This is a genomic window from Vibrio metoecus, assembly GCF_009665255.1.
In the GTDB taxonomy this organism is placed as follows: Bacteria; Pseudomonadota; Gammaproteobacteria; order Enterobacterales; family Vibrionaceae; genus Vibrio; species Vibrio metoecus_B.
In genome coordinates, this window is sequence record NZ_CP035686.1 from 1,272,902 (window position 1) to 1,296,221 (window position 23,320).

The following is a 23,320-nucleotide window of genomic DNA, read 5'->3' on the forward strand; positions in this document are numbered from 1 at the left end:
ATTGAATTGCCTGACGAATGAGTCAATAATAACGCCCCGTTTATTCGGGGCTTTTTTCTTTCGGAGGCATTATGCTTTACCGCTTAGCCAGAGCTGGCTTTTTTCAATTGGATGCTGAAAAAGCACATGATTTGGCCATCTCTAATTTCAAACGTTTCACCGGTACTCCTCTCGATCTCTTCTATCGTCAACAACTTCCTCATCGTCCTGTTCAATGTATGGGACTCACCTTTAAAAACCCAGTCGGTTTAGCCGCAGGACTCGACAAAAATGGCGAGTGCATTGAAGCATTTGGTGCAATGGGTTTTGGTTTTGTTGAAGTTGGTACGGTGACACCAAGACCACAAGCAGGCAATGATAAACCACGCTTGTTTCGTCTAGTGCATGCGGAAGGCATCATCAACCGCATGGGTTTTAACAATCTTGGTGTTGATCACTTGGTTGAGAATGTTAAACGCGCTAAATACGATGGCATCATTGGGATCAACATCGGTAAAAACAAAGATACGCCGATTGAGAAAGGGGTAGAGGATTATTTAATCTGTATGGATAAGGTCTATCCATACGCGGGTTATATTGCAGTAAACATTTCTTCACCTAACACTCCTGGACTTCGTTCACTGCAATACGGTGAAGCGCTCGATGAATTACTTGCCGCTTTAAAAGCGCGCCAATCCGAACTGGCCGCTAAGCATGATAAATATGTGCCACTGGCATTAAAAATTGCACCAGATTTAAGTGACGATGAAATCAAACAAATTTGTCAGTCTTTATTGAAGAATAATATTGATGGTGTGATTGCAACCAATACCACCTTAGATCGCTCATTAGTTGACGGAATGAAGTATGCGGAAGAAACCGGAGGCCTAAGCGGGCGCCCTCTACAAACCCGCAGCACAGAAGTCATCAAATGCTTATATAAAGAGTTGGGTGAAGAAATTCCAATCATCGGTGTTGGCGGGATTGACTCCTACATCTCCGCTAAAGAAAAACTGATGGCTGGAGCAAAATTGGTTCAAGTTTACAGCGGTTTTATTTATCAAGGTCCTCGCTTAGTCGCAGATATTGTTAAAAACCTCTAGTTTTCCCAAATGAACAGCTTGAATTACAGAGGAAATGCATAGTGCATTTCCTCTTTTTTTTTCTGAACGGCCTCATAAAATTACCGATATTCATAGGCAAAGGTAATTTAAGCGTTTTACCTAGTCCCCTAAATGTATCGTTGAGAGTGGAACAATGCTTAAACCAAGTGACAAATGGAGTTGGTATTACTCAGATAATGAAGGTTATCTGATGCTCAACCTTGGTGACGATATGCTATTTCGCACAAACCTGAGCCGAAATCTTTTGGTGGATTGTGCGTTTGCAGAAAACCACTTTACGGTAGACGATGCCTCAGACTTTCAGTTGTATAAAGAACGAATCGCTTGCCTTCCATTAAGTGAACCTCGCAAAGCAGAACTGGCGCTTTACTGTATCGCAGCCAAGCGTTTTCACAAGCCAGTACAACCTAAAAGCTGGTTTTTTGACTCACAAAGTTCAGAGTTCATTCCAGAACAAGGCGATCTCATTATCTTACGTAATGGGCTTAATGATGGCATTTTTATCGCATTGGAAGTAGGGGAGAATGCTAGCCTTTGTGCTTATACCGATCTTGTTTCATTTGCTCTCAACGAGAATAAAACCTTAGAGTTTGGCCAGGTGATTAAAGTGATGCATGACAGAATGTCTGACGCTAACACACTTTTCCTTACACAACCAATGGCCATGGTCAGTTAGATTTTTCGTAAAATTTCGTTCCTTTCCCATTTCGTTCCTTCATTTCTTATCGGCGTAAGCCGATTTTTTTTGCCTCAGATCCCAAGACAACTCAGTACACATTGTGAGCTTGGTACAAATTTCACACATTCATCCTGCCCTTAAGAAATCCCTTTTATAGCTTTCACATTAATGTTTCCCAACAAAAATTCCCCGTTTAGACCATTTTGTAACTTATTTACAGTGTAAAAACTGCACTGGTATAGACCAAATTCATGGTGAATAAATACTCAGATGAATGAGTGGTGCTTTATTAATCAATGGATAGCAAGGGAGTGTGTGCACACTGACAAAATTTTTAGATGCGGTTAGCTTTGATTGAGAAGACGGGATAAAACTGAGTTTTTTTATCTTGTTGATGAGTTAGCTTTAGGTATGGTTCACATTGTCAGTTATAATCTGAGACCATTTTTATCAGCAAAAGAACACTATGAATCAGTATCTAGCGGTGACGTCTAACGGCCTTGAAAATCTATTAGTTGAAGAATTAACCCAACTAGGGATCAACGACGCAAAACCCGTTCAGGCCGGGGTTAAATTTAAAGCAACCAATGAGCAGATCTATCGTTGCTGCCTCTGGAGTCGTCTCGCATCAAGATTTGTTCGTATTGTCGCTGAATTTAAATGCCAGAACGACTTAGACCTTTATTTATCAACGACTTCGGTTAACTGGGTTAATCATTTCCATAGTTCGAAAAAACTGGTCGTCGATTTCAATGGTACTAACCGAGAGATTCGCAACAGCCAATATGGCGCGATGAAGGTCAAAGATGCGATTGTCGACTGCTTTACTAAGAAGAACCTACCTCGTCCATCGATCAGTAAAGATCTTGCCGATCTTCACATCCACGTACGTTTACACAAAGAAAACGCATTACTCGGTATTGATATGGTGGGTTCTGGTTTGCATGCGCGTGGCTATCGAACGGAGGCAGGTAAAGCACCACTAAGAGAAACTTTAGCGGCGGCAATTATTCTGCGTAGTGGCTGGAAAGCAGATAAACCCCTCATGGATCCGATGTGTGGCTCTGGCACCTTGCTTATCGAAGCGGCAATGATGGCTGCAAATGTGGCTCCTGGATTACAGCGCAAAAAATGGGGATTCGAATCATTAGAAGATTTCGATCCGGAACTGTGGGCAAGTGTAAAATCAGAAGCTAGCGTACAAGGTAAGCGTGGAGTCAAAAAAGTTGACACTCACTTTTATGGTGTAGATAACGACAGCCGTGTTTTACAAACAGCCAAAGACAATGCTCGTCGTGCTGGCGTGGAAGAGTTAATCACCTTTACAGTGGGTGATGCAGCAAAAGTAAAACGCCCAGAGCATTTCGCGGAAGGTATTGTAATTTGTAATCCTCCTTATGGTGAGCGTTTAGGTACACACCCAGGCTTAATTGCACTTTACACTGCATTCGGCGCACAACTCAAAGCTGAGTTTGGTGGTTGTCAAGCTTCTATCTTTTCGAGTTCAGACGAATTACTCAGCTGTTTGCGTATGCGTGCAGATAAACAATTCAAACTGAACAATGGTGCGTTACCTTGTCACCAGAAAAATTACACAATCGCAGTACGTGACAATAATGTGACCACAACTGAAAACGGCAGCGCGAGTCAAGAGTCTCTGATTGCTCCCGATTTTGCTAACCGCCTAAAGAAAAACTTCAACAAGATTGGTAAATGGGCAAAACGCGAAGGCTTAGACTGTTTCCGCCTTTATGACGCAGACTTACCTGAATACAATGTGGCAATCGATGTTTATCAAGATCACCTCATGATTCAAGAATATGCGGCTCCGAAAGATATTCCGGAAGAAAAAGCGAAGCGTCGTCTAACCGATATCATCCGCGCTGCAATTCAAGTGTTAGACGTTGATGCAAACAATGTTGTACTTAAAGTCCGAGAGAGACAAAAGGGTACCTCTCAATACGAGAAGCTTGGACAACAAGCACAAACCATGCAGATTCATGAATATGGCGTAAAACTGATCGTCAATCTTTATGATTATCTCGATACCGGTTTGTTCTTAGATCATAAAATCACCCGTCGTCGTTTAGGGCAAATGGCCGAAGGGAAAGATTTCCTTAATCTGTTTTCTTATACAGGTTCTGCCACTGTCCATGCGGCTTGTGGGGGAGCAAAATCAACAACCACGGTTGATATGTCAAAAACCTACCTTGAGTGGGCAAAAGAAAACATGCAACTCAACGGTCAAGTAGGACGCCAGCATCAGTACATTCAAGCAGACTGCCTCCAATGGTTAGCCAATGCGCAAGGTCAATATGATCTTATCTTTATCGACCCTCCGACATTCTCTAATTCCAAACGCATGGAACAAACCTTTGATGTTCAGCGTGACCACGTCACTTTAATGACAAACCTCAAACGTCTGTTACGCCCTGAAGGTACGATTGTATTTTCTAACAATAAACGTCACTTCAAGATGGACTTGGAAGCGCTACAAAGCTTGGGGCTGAATGCGCAGAATATTTCGCACCAAACCTTGCCACTGGATTTTGAGCGTAATAAACAGATCCATAACTGCTGGTTGATCACCCATCAAAATTAAGGCATGAATGATAACTCTATATAGCACGGAAGGATGCCATCTCTGTGAGATGGCCTATGAGCTGCTTGAGCAATCGGGATTGGCTAAACAGCTCAAGATTATAGATATTGCGTTTGATGACCAACTGTTTTCTCGTTACGGGGTCACCATACCGGTTGTGGTTTACCAAGATAACGAACTGAATTGGCCTTTTAACTTACAAGAATTACTAGAGTGGTTACAGAATAATGGCATTAATTACCATCCATAACGGTCAACTTGCTTTTGGTGATCACCCATTACTGGATAGCGCGGATTTTGCGTTACAAGAAAATGAAAGGGTGTGTTTAGTCGGTCGTAATGGCGCTGGCAAATCTACACTCATGAAAGTGCTTGCCGGTGAAATTTTAATGGACGACGGCAAAATGCAAATCATGCAAGATGTCGTTGTATCGCGTTTAGAACAAGATCCACCTCGTAATCAAGCGGGAACCGTCTTTGACTATGTATCCGGCGGTCTACAAGGTATCGGTGAACAATTAAAGATCTATCAAGATCAATTAGATCTCGTAGCGACCGATCCAACCGAATCGAATATTAACAAACTTGCCCATATTCAGGAGCAACTTGAGGTTTCTGGTGCTTGGCGTTTTGAAGACAGAATTAAAAACGTATTGGGTTCATTAAAGTTAGATGGGCACACCAAACTCACAGACCTCTCGGGCGGCTGGCAGCGTAAAGCAGCACTAGCGCGTGCTCTAGCTTGTGATCCTGATGTGCTGCTTCTTGATGAACCAACAAACCATCTTGATGTCACCACCATTGAATGGCTAGAAGGATTCCTAAAAGATTTTCGTGGCTCTATCATCTTCATTTCTCACGACCGTGCTTTCATCAAATCCATGGCAACTCGAATTGTTGATTTAGATCGTGGCAAACTTAGCTCATTTCCTGGTGATTATGAAAACTACCTGAATGAGAAAGAAGAAATGCTGCGTGTTGAAGAACTACAAAATGCAGAATTTGATAAAAAGCTCGCCCAAGAAGAAGTCTGGATCCGTCAAGGGATTAAAGCCCGTAGAACTCGTAATGAAGGACGAGTGCGTGCATTAAAACGCCTTCGCCAAGAACGTAGTGAACGTCGTGAAGTGCAGGGCAAAGTTAACCTGCAAATTGATGATACTAACCGCTCAGGCAAAATTGTTTTTGAAGCCGAAAATCTTCACTACTCGATTGGTGGCAAAACGATTGTTGATGGTTTCAGCTTTAACATTATGCGCGGTGACCGAATTGCACTTATTGGTCCCAATGGCTGTGGTAAAAGTACGCTGTTGAAAATCCTGCTTGGCGATTTACAAGCCGACAACGGTAGATTGCACTGCGGAACTAAGCTAGAAGTCGCCTATTTCGATCAATATCGTGAACTGCTTGATCCTGAAAAAACCGTCATTGATAACCTCGCGGATGGAAAACAAGAAGTCATGGTGGGTGGGCGTCTTCGCCATGCATTAAGTTATCTTCAAGATTTCTTATTCTCACCAAAACGTGCACGAACCCCAGTAAAAGCACTCTCTGGCGGAGAAAAAAACCGTTTATTACTGGCGCGAATTTTACTTAAAGCCAACAACCTGTTGGTGCTTGATGAGCCAACCAACGATTTAGACATCGAAACTTTGGAACTTTTGGAAGAAATGCTTGCCAATTACCAAGGTACTTTATTGCTCGTCAGTCACGATCGTGAATTCGTAGATAACACTGTCACCTCCAGTTGGATTTTTGAAGGCGACGGCAAGATTGAAGAATTTGTCGGTGGCTATCACGATGCCCAGCAACAACGTGCCCAAGCTTTACAAAGCAGAGCTGCTGAAAATATCGTCAAAAAGGAAAAAGTGGTTGAGGAGTCTCCCAAATCCGCACCATCAAAAACTAAGCCGAAGAAGTTATCTTATAAACTGCAACGCGAACTTGAAGCTCTTCCACAAAAGTTAGAAGAGCTGGAAGTTGAGATCGCAGCGTTACAAGACATCGTCAATAATCCAGACTTTTTCAGTCAGCCTGTCGATAAAACACAACCCATTTTAGACAAGTTAACTGCAACAGAGCAGGAACTCGAAATTGCTTTTGAGCGTTGGGAAGAGCTTGAAGCGATGCAACAGGAAAGTGAATAGAAAACATGAGTCGTATTACTTTTAAACGTTCGATTTTAGCCAGCGCAGTATTGCTTGCTACCCAAACGGCCAACGCGGCACTCTACCAAGTAATGGAAGTGACACCAAGCACCGGGCAAAGCTACGGTAGTGCATGGGGTGTGGCGATTCAGCCAAGCACTGGTAACGATAGCTGTTTTAACAGTTCTACTGTCGGTGGCGTGAGCTGTCAAAACTTTGCTTTGGCTGGTGAGACTCGCATTGAAAAAGCCAGTACAGGTAAAGCTGTCGATGGTTTAAGTTACCGTGATGAAGTGGCTTTCGGAATTGATAATGCGTTCTTATATGTTCAAGAACTCAAGGATTTTGAAAGTTACTGCTACAACGAACTGCTGTATTCTACCTGTAATGAATGGGCTGAGCCACATTGGAATCGTTGGCAGGCAGAAATCAACGCATCACAAATTCCAAACTCAATCGCTTTTGTAGGTACTGGAACAACGGGAAATTCTATCGACGAGTCCCAAAACGTAGTCATCAATAGCCTAACTGATACCGCGCAACCTATCGGAATCAACGTGAAAGCTGGTGACGTGACAACGTATCGTCGAAACGCTGCAGCTATCACCGCTCGTAATACTGGCTCAGCGCCTAATTTCACCACGGGTTTTCTTTATACTCGAGCCTGGAAAACTGATGGTACTTATACCGTAGGCAGTGTATCTCGCCCTTTTAAAAGTGATGAAGGTGATTATTTCTCTTCAAAACCTGCGATCTGGAAAACTGATGGAACTGCCATTGAGCTTAACTGGCCAAGTAATACAGAAAACAAAAGTAACCGCCTAGCACAAGGCAGTATGCGTGACGTGGTTGTAGATGGAGATAAGTTATATGCTGTAGGTTATAACACCTACGATGCGGATAATAACTACATGCAAGCATCTGTTTTTCAACTCGATAGCCTAGCTAATTTTTCCAATACCGCTAATTGGACAACCAAAGCTGTTTCTGGTGCAGAGGCAAAAATTAGCGGCGATTATATTCATAGCAACTCGGTAGTTACTGATGTGAATAAAAATCTTGTTGCTTTAGGCGAGGCCAAACGTGCAGGTAGCCGACCTGAAAATGGAGCAGCGGGCAATCGTCTGTTTGTTATTAATGATGTTTCAGCAAGTGCACCAACAGCATCATTTTTAACTGGCGGTATTTTCTTTGCTGGGGCAGGTGGTAAAGCGGGTTCCATCAATAGTTACAACGAGATTGTTGGACAAGTTGATGCGGATAGCACTCGAGAAAACGACGGTAAGCCACGCCGTAAAAGAGGGTTCATTTACCCATACAACGCAAATGGCAGTGATGCGAATCGCATGGCTATTTTTGCGAAAAAAGCATGGTGGTTGGACGATTTAACCAATGATGGTTCAGTCACAGGCAATAACCAGTTCCGGATTATTGATGCCACGGATATTAATGATGCAGGGGTTATTTCTGCCACAGCACTAAAATGTGATGGTGGATACGATACAACCGCACACAACTCATTGTGTGGTGGTGGTAACCGTGAGGAAACCGTAGTAGCTGTGAAGTTAGTTCCAATTACGAATGCAACAAGCAACAATATTCAAACACGCCCAACCGAAGAGCAAGCCTCTGAACGTAAAGGGGGTAGCTTAGGTTTAGGGCTTCTAGTCGTGTTGGGATTGCTAGGGTTCCGTAGAAAATTGTAAATATTGTCAGGAAGGGCACAAGCTCACAGATTTGGGCTTGTGCCTTTTTTATTGCTTGTGAAACACGAAAAATTGATCGATTCTCTAATGGTGTGGTCATAAAAGATCCACACAACTTTAATAGTTGTACGTTATACCAAAGTTACCGTATGAGGACAGAACTATGAAGAGACAAAAGCGTGATCGCCTAGAAAGAGCTCAGTCACAAGGATATAAAGCCGGCCTAAATGGTCGATCCCATGATGAATGTCCCTATCAACAAACGGAAGTACGCTCTTATTGGTTAGGTGGTTGGCGTGATGCTAGAAACGATAAACTTTCTGGTCTCTGCAAATAATTTCCCATACAATATGAAGCTTTAATTAAAGCTTTTAAGCAAAGGAAAACAGCCCTTAAAGGGCTGTTATTCGTTTAGAAAAACATGAATTAGAATGCTGATGTATCTTGGAATAAACCTACTTTTAGATCTTTGGCGACGTAAATCTCTTTCCCATCAACCAGTACGCGACCATCAGCTAAGCCCATCACTAACTTACGATTAACGACACGCTTCATATTGATTTCATAGGTCACTTTTTTGGCTGTTGGTAAAATTTGTCCTGTGAACTTAACTTCACCAACACCAAGTGCTCGGCCTTTGCCTTTACCGCCAACCCAGCCTAAGAAGAAGCCGACAAGTTGCCACATTGCATCCAAACCTAGGCAACCAGGCATCACTGGATCACCAGGAAAATGGCAATCAAAGAACCACAAATCAGGCGTGATATCGAGTTCAGCCAAGATCAAGCCTTTACCAAATTCACCCTCTGTTTCTGACATCTTAGTAATACGATCCATCATCAACATATTGGGTGCAGGAAGTTGAGGATATCCCTCACCAAACAGCTTACCTTGGCTTGAAGCTAAAAGATCTTCTCTACTATACGAATCACGTTTGTTTTGCATTATTGATTACTCCATCTTTTGTTGGGTGCATGTTAGTGAACACGTGTACGCCAAACAACTCCGATCAGTGCCAGCCAAGCAAGTTTTTGATCCGTTCCACAATTCCGTGTGGCTGCACAAGTTTTTCAAAATTATCAATTCGTTCCGCTATTTTCGCTATTACACTATCTTCATCTTCACCACGGAAAGGTTTCCCCATTAAGAGAGGAATCACTTCGTCAACGGTTGAGACTGGCCAAATGTTAAATTCACCATTCTTAATGCTTTCTACTACGGATTTATGAAGAGACAAGTTTTTCAGATTCGAGCTAGGTAGAATGACGCCTTGTTCACCAGTTAATCCTTGATGGCAACACACTTGGTAAAAGCCTTCGATTTTTTCATTTAAACCGCCAACAGCTTGAACTCGACCAAACTGATCAACGGCACCGGTAACTGCAATTTGCTGATCTATCGGGTATTCAGACAATGCACTTACAAGCGAACATAGCTCAGCCAACGATGCGCTGTCGCCATCAACTTCACTATAGGATTGTTCAAAAACGATCGAGGCAGAAAAAGGTAAGGGACCATCAAGATTCAATGCACTACTCACAAAGGCTTGCATGATCATCATACCTTTAGCATGCAAGTTACCGCCGAGCTCTACTTTTCGTTCCACATCAGCAATGTCACCATCACCAAAGTGTATAACGCAAGAAATTCGTGCCGGTTCACCATAAGCCAGTGGATGTCCGGCGACTTCGATCACTGTCAAACCATTAACCTGACCCACTTGCTCACCTTGTGTTTCAATAATGACCTGACCATCAAGAATATCGTCTAATGCACGCTCAGGTAGGTAAGACTCTCGCAAATAGCGTTTATCTAAAGCCGTCTCAATATGCTCAGCTTCAATACGCTGATTTTGAGATTCCACGCGAGCTTCTTCTAAGAGAGCTCTATGCCACATGAGGCACAGTGGAGCATAGTGTTGATCTTCAGTAAAACGAGCACCTGCCGTCATTAATGATTTAATAGCAGAAACCTCTAATGGCGGTAAGCCATATTGAGCGCATAACCAAAGTAAGTATCCTAGGTAATATTCAATCGATTCCTCATCAATCTTCAAATCCATTTCAAGCTCAGAAAACAGACATAAGCCAGAGTGGATATCCGCATCCAGAAAATCAATATCGCCCAATTGGGTACGATCGCCAACCACAATCAACTTTACATCATAACTTTGAGTTTGAGAGATAGGAGTAGGAGATCGCGGGTCACAATTGATAGGGGAGACAGGTTCCCCTAAAACCGCAGCCTTTAAAGTTGGCCAAGCTCTTGCATTAGCTAAAATTAAATTAGCAGAAACAATTAAAAAGCCACCATTCGCCCGCTCAAGGCATCCCGCAACCTGTTGAGTGATGCCACCATGTTCAATCTTAATTTGTCCCAAAATATCCGAAATATCTAATGTTTCGGTGGTCACAACTGGTACATCATGGCTCTCATTTAACAAAGCATTTCTAAAATATGACCGATATATGGAGTTATCAGGTGCATTAATCAATAAAATTCGACTAAAACCATCAAGATGGAAAAACTGGTCAAACGCACTGGCCAAACGAGGCTGGATATCTATCAGTGAATTGGGAGCTAGGTTAGGGTAGTTTTCAAGGACTTTGTTAAACTGCTCAAATTGAGGCGTTACACTGCGCCAGATGCTTTCGGTCATGAGATATCGAACTGATTGAAAAGAGCCAAATTATATAGAAAAAGCCCCGCAGCGAACAGCACTACTCAACAATGATCTTGCTCGCTTTTTTAACGATGATAATTGAAAGCCACCCTATACTGGGTTACGCTGTCACTGTACAACAATGGACAATGACCGAAGATGAAATATCAACAACTTGAAAATTTAGAATGTGGTTGGAAATGGCAGTATCTCATCAACAAATGGAAGGATGGGGAAGCGATCACACATTATATCGATCGAAGTGAAATTGAGTCTGCGGTACAAAAACTCAAAATGCTTGAACATGATCCCACACAGGTCTTAGTGTGGATTGACGAACATATGTCTCCAGAGCTCGACAACAAGCTTAAACAAGCAATTAGGGCTAAACGTAAGCGTCACTTTAATGCAGAACAAATTCATACTCGTAAGAAATCTATCGATTTAGATTATAGAGTGTGGGAGAAGTTATCTCATAAAGCCAATGAATTAGGTTGTACATTATCTGATGCCATTGAGTATTTGCTTAGTGAAGCTTCGAGAAGTGAAAAAGCCAGTAAAACGGTAAATAGTCTGAAAGAAGATCTTAATCGATTATTGTCAGAATAAGGATGTATACATGTTGTATGTAATATTAATCGCGGCGGCAATCATTTTCTGGTTAGTTGCTGTTGATAGACCTGTTTTGGTCGTAACATTTAAGGATGGGCAACTGATTAAAAGTAAAGGCCATCTACCGCATACTTTTAAGCATAACTTGGTTGACATTGCTCAACATGAGCCGTTTTCTGGGCAACTAAAGGTGTATCAACAAAGAACGGGAGCAAAACTGGTTTTCTCTAAGAGAATCCCCAAAAAAGTACAGCAGCGTATCCGCAATGTGTTTCCACATCAAGGTTTTAACAACATGAATTCAACAGCAAAGAAAGGTCACTAGAATAGATTAACATGAAACAGCTCAGTTGCATGAAAATATGGTTCATCCCCAAATAATGTAAGCATTTATAACCCTAAGAAAAATTTCAGGTATATTTTCTGATGTTATTTTTAAGGTGATTATAATGCTGCGATTATTAAAACTAGCATTCTGTACATGTATTCTTATTTATAGTCATTCCGTCTCTGCGGATGATGCAGAATTAAATCGTGTTGCGAAGAAAATCAAAACACAGATCGAAAAATCCATCAAAAAAAGCAAAGCACCGCTTGTTGGATACTGTGATGTATTTATAGATCTTGACTACATGCAACAAAATAGCGCTGTAGTAAAAAAGGTTTCGACATTAGGTGATCATGGGCTCTGTCAGATAGCAAAAAGAACGATCAAACTAGGTAGCAAGTATGCCTATGATGTCCCAGAACGTTACATAAGGATCCAAATCACTGCTAGGTGACGCTTCCTAGTGTCGTAAAATCCACTTAGAATAGAACTCAATTATTATGTAGCTGCCATCGCAATGATTACCAAAGACCAACCGTTAATCACCAAATAACTGCCATAGGGCTTAAGCTTCGTGGCAGTTGGAACCTGTAACACTAATCAAGCCGCTTGAAATCTGTTACAAAAACCACCCCAAAACCAAAACACCTTAGTGCGCATTACGCGCATTATGTTAAATTAAATATTGAAAACAGAAGAACACAGACAGATTTCCCCACCAAGATTACTCACATTAAACATAAACCTATTTACCATAAAATACCTAATAATCATATTTATCATCTTCTATGCTAAGTATGATTATTAGGTAAGAAACCGTTTAACTACATTCATGATATCTTTACTTCTGATTGGTTTTAGTACGATATCATTCATACCGACATCGATACAATTTTGTTTATCACTTCCTGCAGTATGGGCTGTTAAAGCGATAATCGGTATCTCAGGGTTGAATTCCCTGATTATTTTTGTTGCAGATAAACCATCCATAACTGGCATTGAAATGTCCATAAGTACAAGATCGAATTCAGGTGATTTATTTAATAACTCGACTGCTTTCAATCCATTTTCAGCGATAGTTACACGGCACCCCATTTTAGTCAGCAAAAGTTGAATAACCATCTGATTTGTTTTTGTATCTTCAACAACAAGAATGTGGTGATTATTTAGACCAGACTGAGGTTGTAAATGAGTATATTCCCGGCCAGTACAGTTCACACGTGAATGAACCGGAACTATCAATATAAATGTGGTTCCGACCTCCAATTCACTTTCAACCTGAATTGTCCCTCCCATTAACTCAATTAAGTGTTTCGTAATTGCCAACCCTAATCCTGTGCCGCCGTAATTTCTTGTTATAGAATTATCAGCCTGAATAAAAGGCGTAAATAACCGTTCAATTCGCTGTTTATCGATACCAATACCAGTATCTTTCACTCGAAATGAAACTTGATGAGTGTCATAGTTCAGATCAATATCTACTTGTCCAGACTGAGTGAATTTTATTGCGTTACCTACAATATTGAAGAGAATTTGAGTTAATCGAGCGGAATCTGTGTAATACTCAAAATTTTCATTTGTATGAATCTGAACGTTAAATGCGATACCTTTTTCTTGAGCAATTTGTCGATGATACACTAATGATTGATCGAGTTTTTTTCTCAAATCAACCCAGTGACAATGTAACGAGAAATGTCCAGATTCAATACGACTTAAGTCCAGAATATCATTAATAATAATTAAGAGCAGTTCGGCTGAACTCTCCATTTGTTCAAGCAACTCAGACTGATAACTCGTTGACTCTCCTCGCAAAACATCTATTAACCCAAGAACTGCATTTAACGGTGTCCTTAGTTCATGGCTCATCATCGCTAGGAAGTTAGATTTTGACTGATTAGCCTGTTCGGCAAGTTTCTGCGCTAAACGGAGTTCTCGAGTTCTTATTTCGACAAGCTTTATAAGCTCTTCCTTATGCTCCATGTCGGAGATAGCTCTTTCAAGCAATGGCCGAAAACGTGACAATGTATCTTTTGTTTCAAGAGAAAACTGCCCTTTCTTGTGACCAATTAAGATCAGCACTGAGTTACTCGTCTGCGCTTGAATTCCAGTGATTAATAATGAATTAGCCTTGCCTTCATAGTGTTGTTTTAAACAAGAAAACTCTTCTAATTTAAATGGTTCAAAAAATAATATACACTCTCCACTAAGCACACGAGAAAACTTATCCCCCATAGGCCATAATAAGTCATTGAAGAGGTCGTTAGATGAGACAAGAGTCTTAAAATCTTTACAATGCTTTTCTTTCGATATAACGACAAAATCATCAAACTTGATATATCGATTGAGCAGTTTTTTTAATTCGTCAAAAATCTCATTTTTATTGACTGCAACACTAAATGCAGATATTGCAGACAAAATCACCCTATTCTCTTCGGCTAATTGTTTTCCACGCTCAATGCTTTTTTGCAACTCAAGGCTAAGTTCATTGATCTTTTCAGTATATTCTGAGTTCATGATTACCCCTCACAAAATACAACTGATGAAATCATTAAATTCCCATGTGCATTCTCACCATTAATGAATCGCCCCTGCTCACCGAAAGTAAAAGGACAAATAAAATCGCTCCCATCAAGCTGCTCTAGCATTTTATGGTGAACTTTGTGTATATCTTTTCCAAGGCGTAACATTGAGCCTGCACAGAATATGGTTAATGAACCGAGTAAAGGTTTATCCTGATAACTTTTATAGCTAGCTTCTTGAATAACACGAGACACTCGTTCGATCAGTTGCCTTTGAGATCCAGTCATTAAACTAACCAATTCCCCGACCTCAACATTCGCAAATACTTCTAGCCCACCTTCTTCAGTTCTTCGAACTGGGTGAGTCAATTTATATTGAGGAAAGTCCGAATTATCAACGATCGCTCGCCCTAGAGGAAAACGAGTTACATGATCAAAAATGTACTCATCGCCAATGAGAATTCCGGAGTGATCCCCTACCCATTCCTTGTATAAATTACTGGCGGGCTCGTCATCAATCTCTTCTATTACTCGACCTTTAGCCTTAGTAATCAATCCTGAAAATTCTGTAGGTGAATATCCAGCACTAAATCCACTAAACACCGATTGAGAAGGAAACATCAACTGCAAAGCAACTCCTTTGTGGGTTGCACCTTGTTCTGTGAATATTGACCAGTCTTGATCAATGTAATTATCTGCCGCACTACCTCCGATAATAGGAACTTGTGAACCAAATTTATTATCAATACTTTCAATTAAGGTTTCTTCAATACCAGGTGTTGCATGCAAAAGCACAAGACTAGGTAACTCACCACTTCGATTAATTCGGTTTAAGGCATCATCAATCACTTGATCGATCAATACAGATACGCAGGCATGTTCATCCAAGCGAACTAAAGCACTGGCATATGCAGATTTGGATAAGTCGTAAATTCCAAGTAAACCCACAGCAGGATTAGAAAAATAGCCATCTTGAGTCATCACTCCTCGGCATGAAGAGCAACCGATAATGGGGATATTAGGAAAAGCCACTATCAATGATGCAGCTAATTGCTCTGCATCAAATTCTTGAGTGAAATAGCAAACCAAATTCGACAAATCTTTTTTATCTATGACTTTTCTGAGTTCATAGATACAAGATTCAAGGTTTGTTTGAGTGGAAACGGTGGTTTTTAGCCGCATTACACAAATTTTCTTACGCTACATGAGGCTCTTTATACCTGATATAACGGCACGTTTAAATAGCGCCAATCTATGGTTTAGCTTTTAGAGGATACTCTACATAACATCTACCAATTTTAGCGTTATGCGATGGTTAATCTTCACATCCGAGCTTTTCAATTCTTTTTTTACGGAAAGCTGTAGCCTTCCTTGTTGATAAGTTGTTTTACCGTCAGTGGCTATCGACCAATCTTCATTCCAAGGTAAGAAAGTATAGATAGTAAAATCTGAAGCCAAGTCAGTATGGCGAGAAATGGTGACAGCACGTCCATCAATACGAAATTCACAAGGATGGCTCATGTGGCATGTCACAACGGGTTCACTTTCGTATGACAATGTTCTCCAGACAAAAGCGCAGATCAAAACCACCAATGTGATTATGATTTGAGCAAGTCGAGCTTTTGAGAGTTTTACTGCAGCCATGAATGCATGTTCCTCGTGTAACAAACTTCAAATTTTTGAAATAAAAGGCCAAATCCTGATGGAGTGTAAGGTTACTACACTGTCATTGAATTGTTAATTGAAGTATAGTTATACGTTGAAAATGCCACTTTTTTTTAAAGTCAGCAATAAGAATTAACACATTGAATGTCATTGTTTTTATTGTGGATTTGGGTGGTGTTGCGACGAAAGTCGTGTTGGAAGTAAAAGTGTAGTTAATTAAACATTGGAAGCATGCAAATGAGCCAAGAAAAGCAGCTTGAACAAAACTACAACTATACCGTGGTCCGCCAATTTACCCTTGTGACAATTCTCTGGGGTATAGTCGGTATGGCTGTAGGTGTTTTGATTGCCGCTCAATTAGTTTGGCCACAGCTAAACTTTGATACGCCGTGGTTGACGTATAGTCGCTTACGTCCTCTGCATACTAATGCGGTAATTTTTGCGTTTGGTACCAGTGCCCTGTTTGCAACATCGTACTATGTTGTTCAGCGTACTTGTCAAACTCGTCTATTCGGTGGTCCGTTAGTTCCATTTACATTCTGGGGCTGGCAAGCCATCATCGTTTCCGCTGCAATTTCTTTACCTTTAGGTTATACCTCAGGTAAAGAATACGCAGAACTTGAGTGGCCAATCGACATTGCCATTGCAGCTGTTTGGGTTGCATATGCTGTTGTGTTTTTTGGTACTTTGGTGAAACGTAAAACATCCCATATTTATGTTGCTAACTGGTTCTTCGGTGCGTTTATCATTACCGTAGCCGTGCTGCACATTGTGAATAGTATGGCTTTACCGATCTATTGGGGTAAGTCCTACTCTATTTACGCTGGTGCGGTTGATGCGATGGTTCAATGGTGGTATGGACACAACGCCGTAGGATTTCTATTAACAGCGGGCTTCCTTGGGATGATGTATTACTTTGTTCCTAAGCAAGCTGAACGCCCAGTTTATTCTTACCGTCTATCTATCGTTCACTTTTGGGCTCTGATTTCGCTCTATATTTGGGCGGGTCCTCACCATTTGCACTACACTGCTCTACCCGATTGGACTCAGTCTCTCGGCATGGTGATGTCTCTTGTCTTATTCGCTCCATCTTGGGGTGGTATGATTAACGGTATTATGACCCTCTCTGGTGCATGGCATAAGTTACGTTATGATCCAATCTTACGTTTCTTGATTGTGTCTCTATCCTTCTATGGTATGTCAACTTTTGAAGGTCCAATGATGTCAATCAAGACGGTTAATGCACTGTCTCACTATACCGACTGGACGATTGGTCACGTTCACTCTGGTGCATTAGGTTGGGTAGCCATGGTATCGATTGGTTCTGTCTACCACTTGATCCCTAGACTCTTCGGGCAGGAACGCATGTACTCCATGAGTTTGGTCAATGCGCATTTCTGGTTAGCGACTATCGGCACCGTTTTGTACATCGTTGCGATGTGGATTTCCGGCGTAATGCAAGGTTTGATGTGGCGTGCAGTAAACTCTGATGGAACATTAACTTACAGTTTCGTCGAATCAGTACAAGCATCTTACCCATTCTATACTGTTCGCTTTATTGGTGGTTTCATTTTCTTGTCTGGGATGTTCCTAATGGCCTACAACGCCTATAAGACAATTTCTGCACCGAAAAATAGCTTAAAAGCTATTGTGCAGCCGGCATAAGGAGAATTAAGCAATGAGTTCTAATTCTAACAATCGCCATGAACTACTTGAGCGTAATGTCGGCTTGTTGGCCATTTTTATCGTGTTTGCGATCAGTTGGGGTGCTCTAGTAGAGATCACTCCATTGATTTTCCAAAAGCAAACAACTGAAGAAGTGCAAAACCTCAAACCTTATACCGCGTTGCAACTCGAAGGACGCGACATTTACATCCGTGAAGGTTGTAACGTTTGTCACAGCCAGATGGTTCGTCCATTCCGTTCGGAAACTGAACGTTATGGTCATTACTCTGTGGCCGGTGAAAGTGTTTGGGAACACCCATTTTTATGGGGTTCTAAGCGTACAGGTCCTGATTTGGCACGTGTCGGTGGACGTTATTCTGACGAATGGCATCGCGTTCATCTAACAAATCCTCGTGAGCTTGTACCAGAGTCTAATATGCCAGCATTCCCATGGTTGGCCAAAAACACTCTGGACGGCAAATACACGCAACAAAAAATGACCTTGTTCCGTGACCAATTTGGTGTGCCATACACTGATGAACAAATAGCAAATGCGACAAAAGATGTGGAAGGTAAAACAGAGATGGATGCCATCATTGCTTATCTTCAATCTCTTGGTCACGCAATGAAATAACAGAGGTAATTATGGATATCGGTACTATTCACAGTATTTGGACCATAGTGCTGTTCATATGCTTTATAGGCGTTGTTTGGTGGGCTTATGGTAAAAAACGCAAAGCGCGTTTTGATGAAGCTGCCAATCTTATTTTTGCCGATGAAGAGCAACATACCTCTAAAAACAAGGAGTGACTAAGTAATGACTACATTCTGGAGTCTATGGATCATCGTAATTACCGTTGGTACTTTGCTCGGTTGCGCAATTCTCCTCGTTTGGTGTCTGAAAGACAAAATGGGGGTTGAAGAAGGCGTTGACATGGGGCACGAGTACGATGGTATTCGCGAGATTAACAATCCGCTGCCAAAATGGTGGACTTACCTATTTGTAAGCACTTTCATTTTCGCAGCCGTCTATTTAACCCTTTACCCTGGTTTAGGTAGCTTCAAAGGTATTCTTGGCTGGCAAAGTTCAGATCAAACCGTACGTTCTCTTGAAGAATCACGCGCTTCAATTGCAGCAGCACAGCAAGATAAGCGCTTGGTTCAATATTCAAAAGAATTAGACGACGCGAATGCTTATTATGGTGAAGCTTTCAAACGTTTAGCTTACCAAGATGGCACCACTAACTTACGCGATCTTCCTGATATCGCCGCAGATAGTGAAGCACTTAAAGTCGGCCAACGTTTGTTCCTACAAAACTGTTCTCAGTGTCATGGTTCAGATGCTCGTGGTCAACGAGGATTCCCAAACCTTACTGACAATGCGTGGCTATACGGCGGAGAACCACAAGCTATCGTAACAACCATTCGTCATGGTCGTATCGGTCAAATGCCAGCGTGGAAAGACATTTTAGGTGAACAAGGTGTAAAAGAAGTTGTAAGTTATGCACTGAGCCTATCAGGTCGTTCTGTTAATGCCAAAGAAGCCGAGGCAGGTAAAGCTCGCTTTGCGGTTTGTTCTGCGTGTCATGGAACAGATGGTAAAGGTAACCCTGCATTTGGAGCACCTAACCTGACCGATAATGACTGGTTGTACGGTGACTCACGTGCTGATGTCACCGAAACTGTGATGAACGGTCGTTCTGGTGTTATGCCAGCATGGATCAACACCTTAGGTGAAGAAAAGATCCAGTTGGTTGCGGCTTATGTCTGGAGCTTAAGCAATTCAGAGAATAAGTAACATTCTAATAACAGCCCCTTTTCAAGGGGCTGTCTTTCTTATATTTTTTAGCCTCTTATCGTTGTAGAGAACTTTTTTATGGTAAAGCCTTGGTATAAACAATTTTGGCCCTGGTTCCTGATCATTTTGCCGCTGACGGTGGTGATCTGGACGGTCGCTACCGTCATTGTTTTCGCGAATAACTCTGTTTCATTAGTGACTGAGGATTACTATAAAAAAGGCAAAGGCATCAATATTGATCTTAGTAAAATCAACATAGCCAAAGAACTAGAACTGCACGCAACCATTCAATCTGAAGGTAATAATGTGCTCATCGTGTTTGATAAGGGCCAACTTCCCCATTATCCTGCGATTCAGGCAATGTTTGCTCACCGAACGCTTCCAGATCGAGATTTTTCTCAGCTAGTCACCGCAGATGCTCAAGGTATTTATCGAGTAAAACTCGATCATGAACTCCAAGGCCCTTGGTTTATTGAGATCACTCCTCATGACGCCCAATGGCTGATTCAAGGACGTATTACTTTCCCAACTTCGTCAACCCCATTAATGAACTAAGATCATGAATAAAACGTGTTATCACTGTGGTGAAGATGTACCAGCCAACACGAACTTTAACGTAGATATATTGGGTGAAAAACGTGAAATGTGCTGTCCGGGCTGTCAAACGGTCGCTCAAACTATCGTCGATAATGGCTTAGTTTCTTATTACCAATTCCGTACCGCTCCTGCTGAAAAAGTCGATCTCGTCCCAGAGCAACTTAAAGCACTTATTCATTATGACAATGCTGATGTACAAGCAGAATTTGTGCGTCATAATGACGACCACTCAGAGGTTACATTGTCACTAGATGGAGTCTCTTGTGCGGCTTGTGCATGGCTCATTGAAAAACAACTTCACGCCGAACCAGGTGTTGTCTCGATTCATGTGAATACCACGACGAATCGAGCTTTGTTGAGTTGGAATCGTTCGAAAACTCAGCTCAGCCATGTCTTAGCCCAAATCCATAAATTAGGCTATAAAGCTGCGCCTTTTGAGGCAGATAAACACGAAGCACAATATCATCATGCGATGAAAACCTATCTCTATCGTCTTGGTATTGCAGGGCTTGCCACCATGCAAGTGATGATGCTAGCCGTCGCACTTTATCTAGAAGCCTTTGGTGACCTTGATGCTGAATTTAAAAACTACTTTCGCTGGGTAAGTTTAATTTTTGCTACTCCCGTTTTGCTCTATTCAGCTCTACCTTTTTATTTGAATGCATGGCGAAGCGTTCGTGGAAGAACCTTAGGCATGGATGTACCTGTCTCATTAGCTCTTATTTTTGCCTATGTTGCTAGCTTGATAGCTACAGTGACTCAACAAGGGGAAGTTTTTTTTGAGTCGATATCCATGTTTACGTTTTTCCTCTTGGTCGGGCGCTTTCTGGAAATGCGGGCAAGACGTAAAGCCGCCGCCGCAAGTGGTAATCTACTTAAACTGATCCCGGCTATTGCCACAACACTTGATGGTCAGCAAGTCCCAGTTAAAACCCTGAAACCCGGAGATTGTGTGCGCGTTTTACCGGGTGAACATATTCCTGCCGATGGTGAAATCATCAACACTCGCGTCCATATTGATGAATCTATGCTCACTGGTGAATCTTTGCCTGTAGTAAAAAACTCTGGCGATCAAGTATTCGCTGGTACACTCAATGGTGACGAATCTTTCGACCTACGTGTAACGGCCTCAAAAGCGGACTCAGTGATCTCTAATATCGTGAGATTACAAGATGACGCTCAATCTTCTAAACCTAAAATTGCCGAAATAGCCGACGTAGTGGCGCGCTATTTTGTTGCTATTATTTTGATTATTGCTGCAGGAACATGGATTTTCTGGCATCAGACACGGCCTGAAGATGCCTTCTGGATTATGCTCTCCGTTCTGGTGGCGACCTGCCCTTGTGCCTTGTCACTCGCTACGCCAACAGCATTAACTTGCGCTACTTCCAGTATGGGAAGTATTGGCGTCATGCTGCGCAAAAGCCATGTATTCGAAACCCTGTGTAAAGTTAATCACTTGGTGATCGATAAAACCGGCACATTAACCCATGGCAATATTGAAATTTGTTCCGTGGATACTTGGGGAGACTTTACAGAACAAGAATGCTTAACGATTGCTGCGGAATTGGAAAGTCATGCTAACCATCCCATCGCTAAAGCCTTTCGTCGCTATAAAGTTGAAAGTATCAACCTCAATGAAGTAAAAAATGTCATCGGTAGCGGAATTGAAGGGTTCTACCGAAATCATTTCGTTAAAATTGGCAGTGCTGAGTTTGTGTTAGATACACAATCTCATTCTGACATTAATTGTGTGTTCTTATCTTTAGATAATCAGCATATTGCAACTTTTCATTACCAAGACCCAATACGTAAAGAAGCCAAAGACTTCATCAGTAAATTCCATGCTGCGGGAATCAAAATTACCTTATTGACTGGTGACTCTCAAACTAGCGCGCAAATCGTTGCTAAAGAGATGGAAATCGATAATGTCGTCGCTCAAGCAAAACCGGAAGATAAGCTAAACTACCTGCGCCAGTTAAACCAAACTGACATCACCTTAATGGTAGGCGATGGCATTAATGATGCCCCTACACTTGCGGGAGCGCATTTATCTGTCGCTATGGGTGGTGGAACCGATGTGGCCAAAGCCTCGGCGGATATGGTGCTGATTGGAGACCGTTTAGATAAGCTGTTGGAAGCAAGAACATTGGCGTTGAAGACTCGTAAAATCATTCGTGAAAACTTAGCATGGTCGCTGGGTTACAATGTGCTCATTCTTCCGTTAGCGGTAGCAGGATTAGTGGCGCCTTATATTGCCGTGGTCGGCATGTCAGCCAGTTCCATCATCGTTGTCTCGAATTCACTTCGTTTGCTCAAAAAGCAAGGGAGATAGCCATGGAAAGCTTGTATTTACTGATCCCCATTGCGATCGTACTTGTTTGTGTTGCAGTAGGTATTTTTTTGTGGGCAGTGAAAAGCGAACAGTTCGAAGATCTTGAAAGGCAAGGTCATAACATTCTATTCGACGAAGATGACACTCAGCATAAGGACCAACAGTGAATCCTGATTACTTAGGCGCCTCGATTGTAGGGTTGTTAGGTGTAGGACATTGCTTGGGGATGTGTGGGGGGATAAGCGCCCTACTTTCATTGAATCAAATAAAAACCTCGCCAGTATTACTGCTTTACTACAATCTTGGTCGGCTACTTAGTTATGCAGTGATTGGTGGTATTGTCGGAGGTATTACAGCCTCACTAACCAACCTCATTGATATTCAAGCGGCGTTAGTCTGGCTAAGGCTCATGGCCGCCATTTTAATGGTGATATTAGGTCTTTACATCGGGCGATGGTGGTTCGGATTACTCTGGCTTGAAAAGTTCGGTCAAAAAGCATGGCCATGGATTTCCCCATTAGGTAAGTCTCTATTACCGCTGAAAAAACAATGGCATGCACTACCGTTTGGAATGGTATGGGGCTGGCTACCTTGCGGTTTAGTTTACTCTATGCTCACTTGGTCTGCGGTAGCGGGAAGTTTTGCTCAAGGAGCGTTGATCATGCTGTCATTTGGCTTAGGAACGCTACCTGCCATGCTTGCCAGTGGCTGGGGTGCCACTAAGCTAACACATTGGCAAAACTCGTTTTTTTTCCGTCAATGTGCAGCAATATTGGTGATTCTGTATGGGCTATATACGGCTTACGATGCCATAAAGCTGATAGTTAATCTTAGTTGATGGTTTAGTTATTGCTGATTTATTTTAACTACCCTTTAGGGTTAAGCAATGCTAAAATATTGAC

General features: G+C 41.9%; 23 protein-coding genes. 18 read left to right on the forward strand and 5 right to left on the reverse strand.

Features of this window, described 5'->3' with window-relative positions:
* Nucleotides 1-71: 71 nt before the first annotated feature.
* The 7 genes from pyrD to rmf all read left to right on the forward strand — a co-directional run bounded on the left by pyrD (nucleotide 72) and on the right by rmf (nucleotide 8,574).
* On the forward strand, nucleotides 72-1,082 hold the full coding sequence (gene pyrD / locus EPB59_RS05785) for a quinone-dependent dihydroorotate dehydrogenase (RefSeq protein WP_154171810.1): 1,011 nt from the start codon (nucleotides 72-74) through the stop codon (nucleotides 1,080-1,082).
* 154 nt (nucleotides 1,083-1,236) lie between these two features.
* On the forward strand, nucleotides 1,237-1,779 hold the full coding sequence (locus tag EPB59_RS05790) for a cell division protein ZapC (RefSeq protein ID WP_154171811.1): 543 nt from the start codon (nucleotides 1,237-1,239) through the stop codon (nucleotides 1,777-1,779).
* Nucleotides 1,780-2,248: 469 nt separating this feature from the next.
* Nucleotides 2,249-4,384: a bifunctional 23S rRNA (guanine(2069)-N(7))-methyltransferase RlmK/23S rRNA (guanine(2445)-N(2))-methyltransferase RlmL gene (gene rlmKL, locus EPB59_RS05795; protein WP_055050778.1), complete on the forward strand. Its 2,136-nt coding sequence runs from the start codon at nucleotides 2,249-2,251 to the stop codon at nucleotides 4,382-4,384.
* Between the two features lie 7 nt (nucleotides 4,385-4,391).
* Nucleotides 4,392-4,634: a glutaredoxin family protein gene (locus EPB59_RS05800; RefSeq protein ID WP_154171812.1), complete on the forward strand. Its 243-nt coding sequence runs from the start codon at nucleotides 4,392-4,394 to the stop codon at nucleotides 4,632-4,634.
* A complete protein-coding gene (locus EPB59_RS05805) occupies nucleotides 4,612-6,531 on the forward strand; it encodes an ABC transporter ATP-binding protein (RefSeq protein WP_154171813.1) in 1,920 nt (639 codons plus the stop codon). Before EPB59_RS05800 ends, EPB59_RS05805 begins: the two co-directional genes overlap by 23 nt.
* A gap of 5 nt (nucleotides 6,532-6,536) precedes the next feature.
* Nucleotides 6,537-8,237, forward strand: a complete 1,701-nt coding sequence (locus tag EPB59_RS05810; RefSeq protein WP_154171814.1) for a DUF3466 family protein — start codon at nucleotides 6,537-6,539, stop codon at nucleotides 8,235-8,237.
* 163 nt (nucleotides 8,238-8,400) lie between these two features.
* The gene (rmf, locus tag EPB59_RS05815) at nucleotides 8,401-8,574 is read left to right on the forward strand and encodes a ribosome modulation factor (protein ID WP_001881287.1); all 174 of its coding nucleotides are present in this window, start codon (nucleotides 8,401-8,403) and stop codon (nucleotides 8,572-8,574) included.
* Nucleotides 8,575-8,663: 89 nt separating this feature from the next.
* Here the strand turns inward: rmf and fabA are convergent, their stop codons facing one another.
* Nucleotides 8,664-9,182 carry a bifunctional 3-hydroxydecanoyl-ACP dehydratase/trans-2-decenoyl-ACP isomerase gene (gene fabA / locus EPB59_RS05820; RefSeq protein WP_001180254.1) on the reverse strand — a complete coding sequence of 173 codons (519 nt, stop codon included), beginning with the start codon at nucleotides 9,180-9,182 and terminating at the stop codon, nucleotides 8,664-8,666.
* A gap of 64 nt (nucleotides 9,183-9,246) precedes the next feature.
* Nucleotides 9,247-10,896, reverse strand: coding sequence for a S16 family serine protease (locus EPB59_RS05825; protein ID WP_154171815.1), 1,650 nt, complete (start codon nucleotides 10,894-10,896; stop codon nucleotides 9,247-9,249).
* A 162-nt stretch (nucleotides 10,897-11,058) separates the two neighbouring features.
* On the opposite strand from EPB59_RS05825, the gene matP reads away from it, so the two are divergent.
* The 3 genes from matP to EPB59_RS05840 all read left to right on the forward strand — a co-directional run bounded on the left by matP (nucleotide 11,059) and on the right by EPB59_RS05840 (nucleotide 12,293).
* Nucleotides 11,059-11,508 carry a macrodomain Ter protein MatP gene (matP, locus tag EPB59_RS05830; RefSeq protein WP_055050773.1) on the forward strand — a complete coding sequence of 150 codons (450 nt, stop codon included), beginning with the start codon at nucleotides 11,059-11,061 and terminating at the stop codon, nucleotides 11,506-11,508.
* A gap of 10 nt (nucleotides 11,509-11,518) precedes the next feature.
* Nucleotides 11,519-11,836, forward strand: coding sequence for a DUF3634 family protein (locus EPB59_RS05835; RefSeq protein ID WP_055044826.1), 318 nt, complete (start codon nucleotides 11,519-11,521; stop codon nucleotides 11,834-11,836).
* 124 nt (nucleotides 11,837-11,960) lie between these two features.
* Complete coding sequence (locus tag EPB59_RS05840) at nucleotides 11,961-12,293, forward strand: hypothetical protein (protein WP_154171816.1); 333 nt, start codon at nucleotides 11,961-11,963, stop codon at nucleotides 12,291-12,293.
* A 350-nt stretch (nucleotides 12,294-12,643) separates the two neighbouring features.
* On the opposite strand, the gene EPB59_RS05845 is transcribed toward EPB59_RS05840, so the two are convergent.
* The 3 genes from EPB59_RS05845 to EPB59_RS05855 all read right to left on the reverse strand — a co-directional run bounded on the left by EPB59_RS05845 (nucleotide 12,644) and on the right by EPB59_RS05855 (nucleotide 16,002).
* Nucleotides 12,644-14,353 carry an ATP-binding protein gene (locus tag EPB59_RS05845; protein ID WP_154171817.1) on the reverse strand — a complete coding sequence of 570 codons (1,710 nt, stop codon included), beginning with the start codon at nucleotides 14,351-14,353 and terminating at the stop codon, nucleotides 12,644-12,646.
* A gap of 2 nt (nucleotides 14,354-14,355) precedes the next feature.
* Nucleotides 14,356-15,471, reverse strand: coding sequence for an FIST signal transduction protein (locus EPB59_RS05850; RefSeq protein ID WP_195707096.1), 1,116 nt, complete (start codon nucleotides 15,469-15,471; stop codon nucleotides 14,356-14,358).
* Nucleotides 15,472-15,636: 165 nt separating this feature from the next.
* Nucleotides 15,637-16,002, reverse strand: a complete 366-nt coding sequence (locus EPB59_RS05855) for a hypothetical protein (RefSeq protein WP_195707069.1) — start codon at nucleotides 16,000-16,002, stop codon at nucleotides 15,637-15,639.
* A 258-nt stretch (nucleotides 16,003-16,260) separates the two neighbouring features.
* Between EPB59_RS05855 and ccoN the strand changes: the two genes are divergently transcribed.
* The 8 genes from ccoN (at nucleotide 16,261) to EPB59_RS05895 (ending at nucleotide 23,256) form a co-directional block, all read left to right on the forward strand.
* Entirely contained in the window at nucleotides 16,261-17,688 is a 1,428-nt protein-coding gene (ccoN, locus tag EPB59_RS05860) for a cytochrome-c oxidase, cbb3-type subunit I (protein ID WP_055028948.1), read from the forward strand.
* A 13-nt stretch (nucleotides 17,689-17,701) separates the two neighbouring features.
* Complete coding sequence (ccoO, locus tag EPB59_RS05865; protein WP_055027665.1) at nucleotides 17,702-18,322, forward strand: cytochrome-c oxidase, cbb3-type subunit II; 621 nt, start codon at nucleotides 17,702-17,704, stop codon at nucleotides 18,320-18,322.
* Nucleotides 18,323-18,333: 11 nt separating this feature from the next.
* Nucleotides 18,334-18,498 carry a CcoQ/FixQ family Cbb3-type cytochrome c oxidase assembly chaperone gene (locus EPB59_RS05870; protein WP_000351114.1) on the forward strand — a complete coding sequence of 55 codons (165 nt, stop codon included), beginning with the start codon at nucleotides 18,334-18,336 and terminating at the stop codon, nucleotides 18,496-18,498.
* A 7-nt stretch (nucleotides 18,499-18,505) separates the two neighbouring features.
* Nucleotides 18,506-19,486 carry a cytochrome-c oxidase, cbb3-type subunit III gene (ccoP, locus tag EPB59_RS05875; protein ID WP_000206859.1) on the forward strand — a complete coding sequence of 327 codons (981 nt, stop codon included), beginning with the start codon at nucleotides 18,506-18,508 and terminating at the stop codon, nucleotides 19,484-19,486.
* Nucleotides 19,487-19,564: 78 nt separating this feature from the next.
* On the forward strand, nucleotides 19,565-20,041 hold the full coding sequence (locus tag EPB59_RS05880; protein WP_055050770.1) for a FixH family protein: 477 nt from the start codon (nucleotides 19,565-19,567) through the stop codon (nucleotides 20,039-20,041).
* Between the two features lie 4 nt (nucleotides 20,042-20,045).
* Complete coding sequence (locus EPB59_RS05885) at nucleotides 20,046-22,418, forward strand: heavy metal translocating P-type ATPase (protein ID WP_154171820.1); 2,373 nt, start codon at nucleotides 20,046-20,048, stop codon at nucleotides 22,416-22,418.
* Between the two features lie 2 nt (nucleotides 22,419-22,420).
* Nucleotides 22,421-22,585, forward strand: a complete 165-nt coding sequence (gene ccoS / locus EPB59_RS05890) for a cbb3-type cytochrome oxidase assembly protein CcoS (RefSeq protein ID WP_000445302.1) — start codon at nucleotides 22,421-22,423, stop codon at nucleotides 22,583-22,585.
* Nucleotides 22,582-23,256: a sulfite exporter TauE/SafE family protein gene (locus EPB59_RS05895; protein WP_154171821.1), complete on the forward strand. Its 675-nt coding sequence runs from the start codon at nucleotides 22,582-22,584 to the stop codon at nucleotides 23,254-23,256. The genes ccoS and EPB59_RS05895 overlap by 4 nt, the downstream gene beginning before the upstream one ends.
* Nucleotides 23,257-23,320 lie beyond the last annotated feature (64 nt).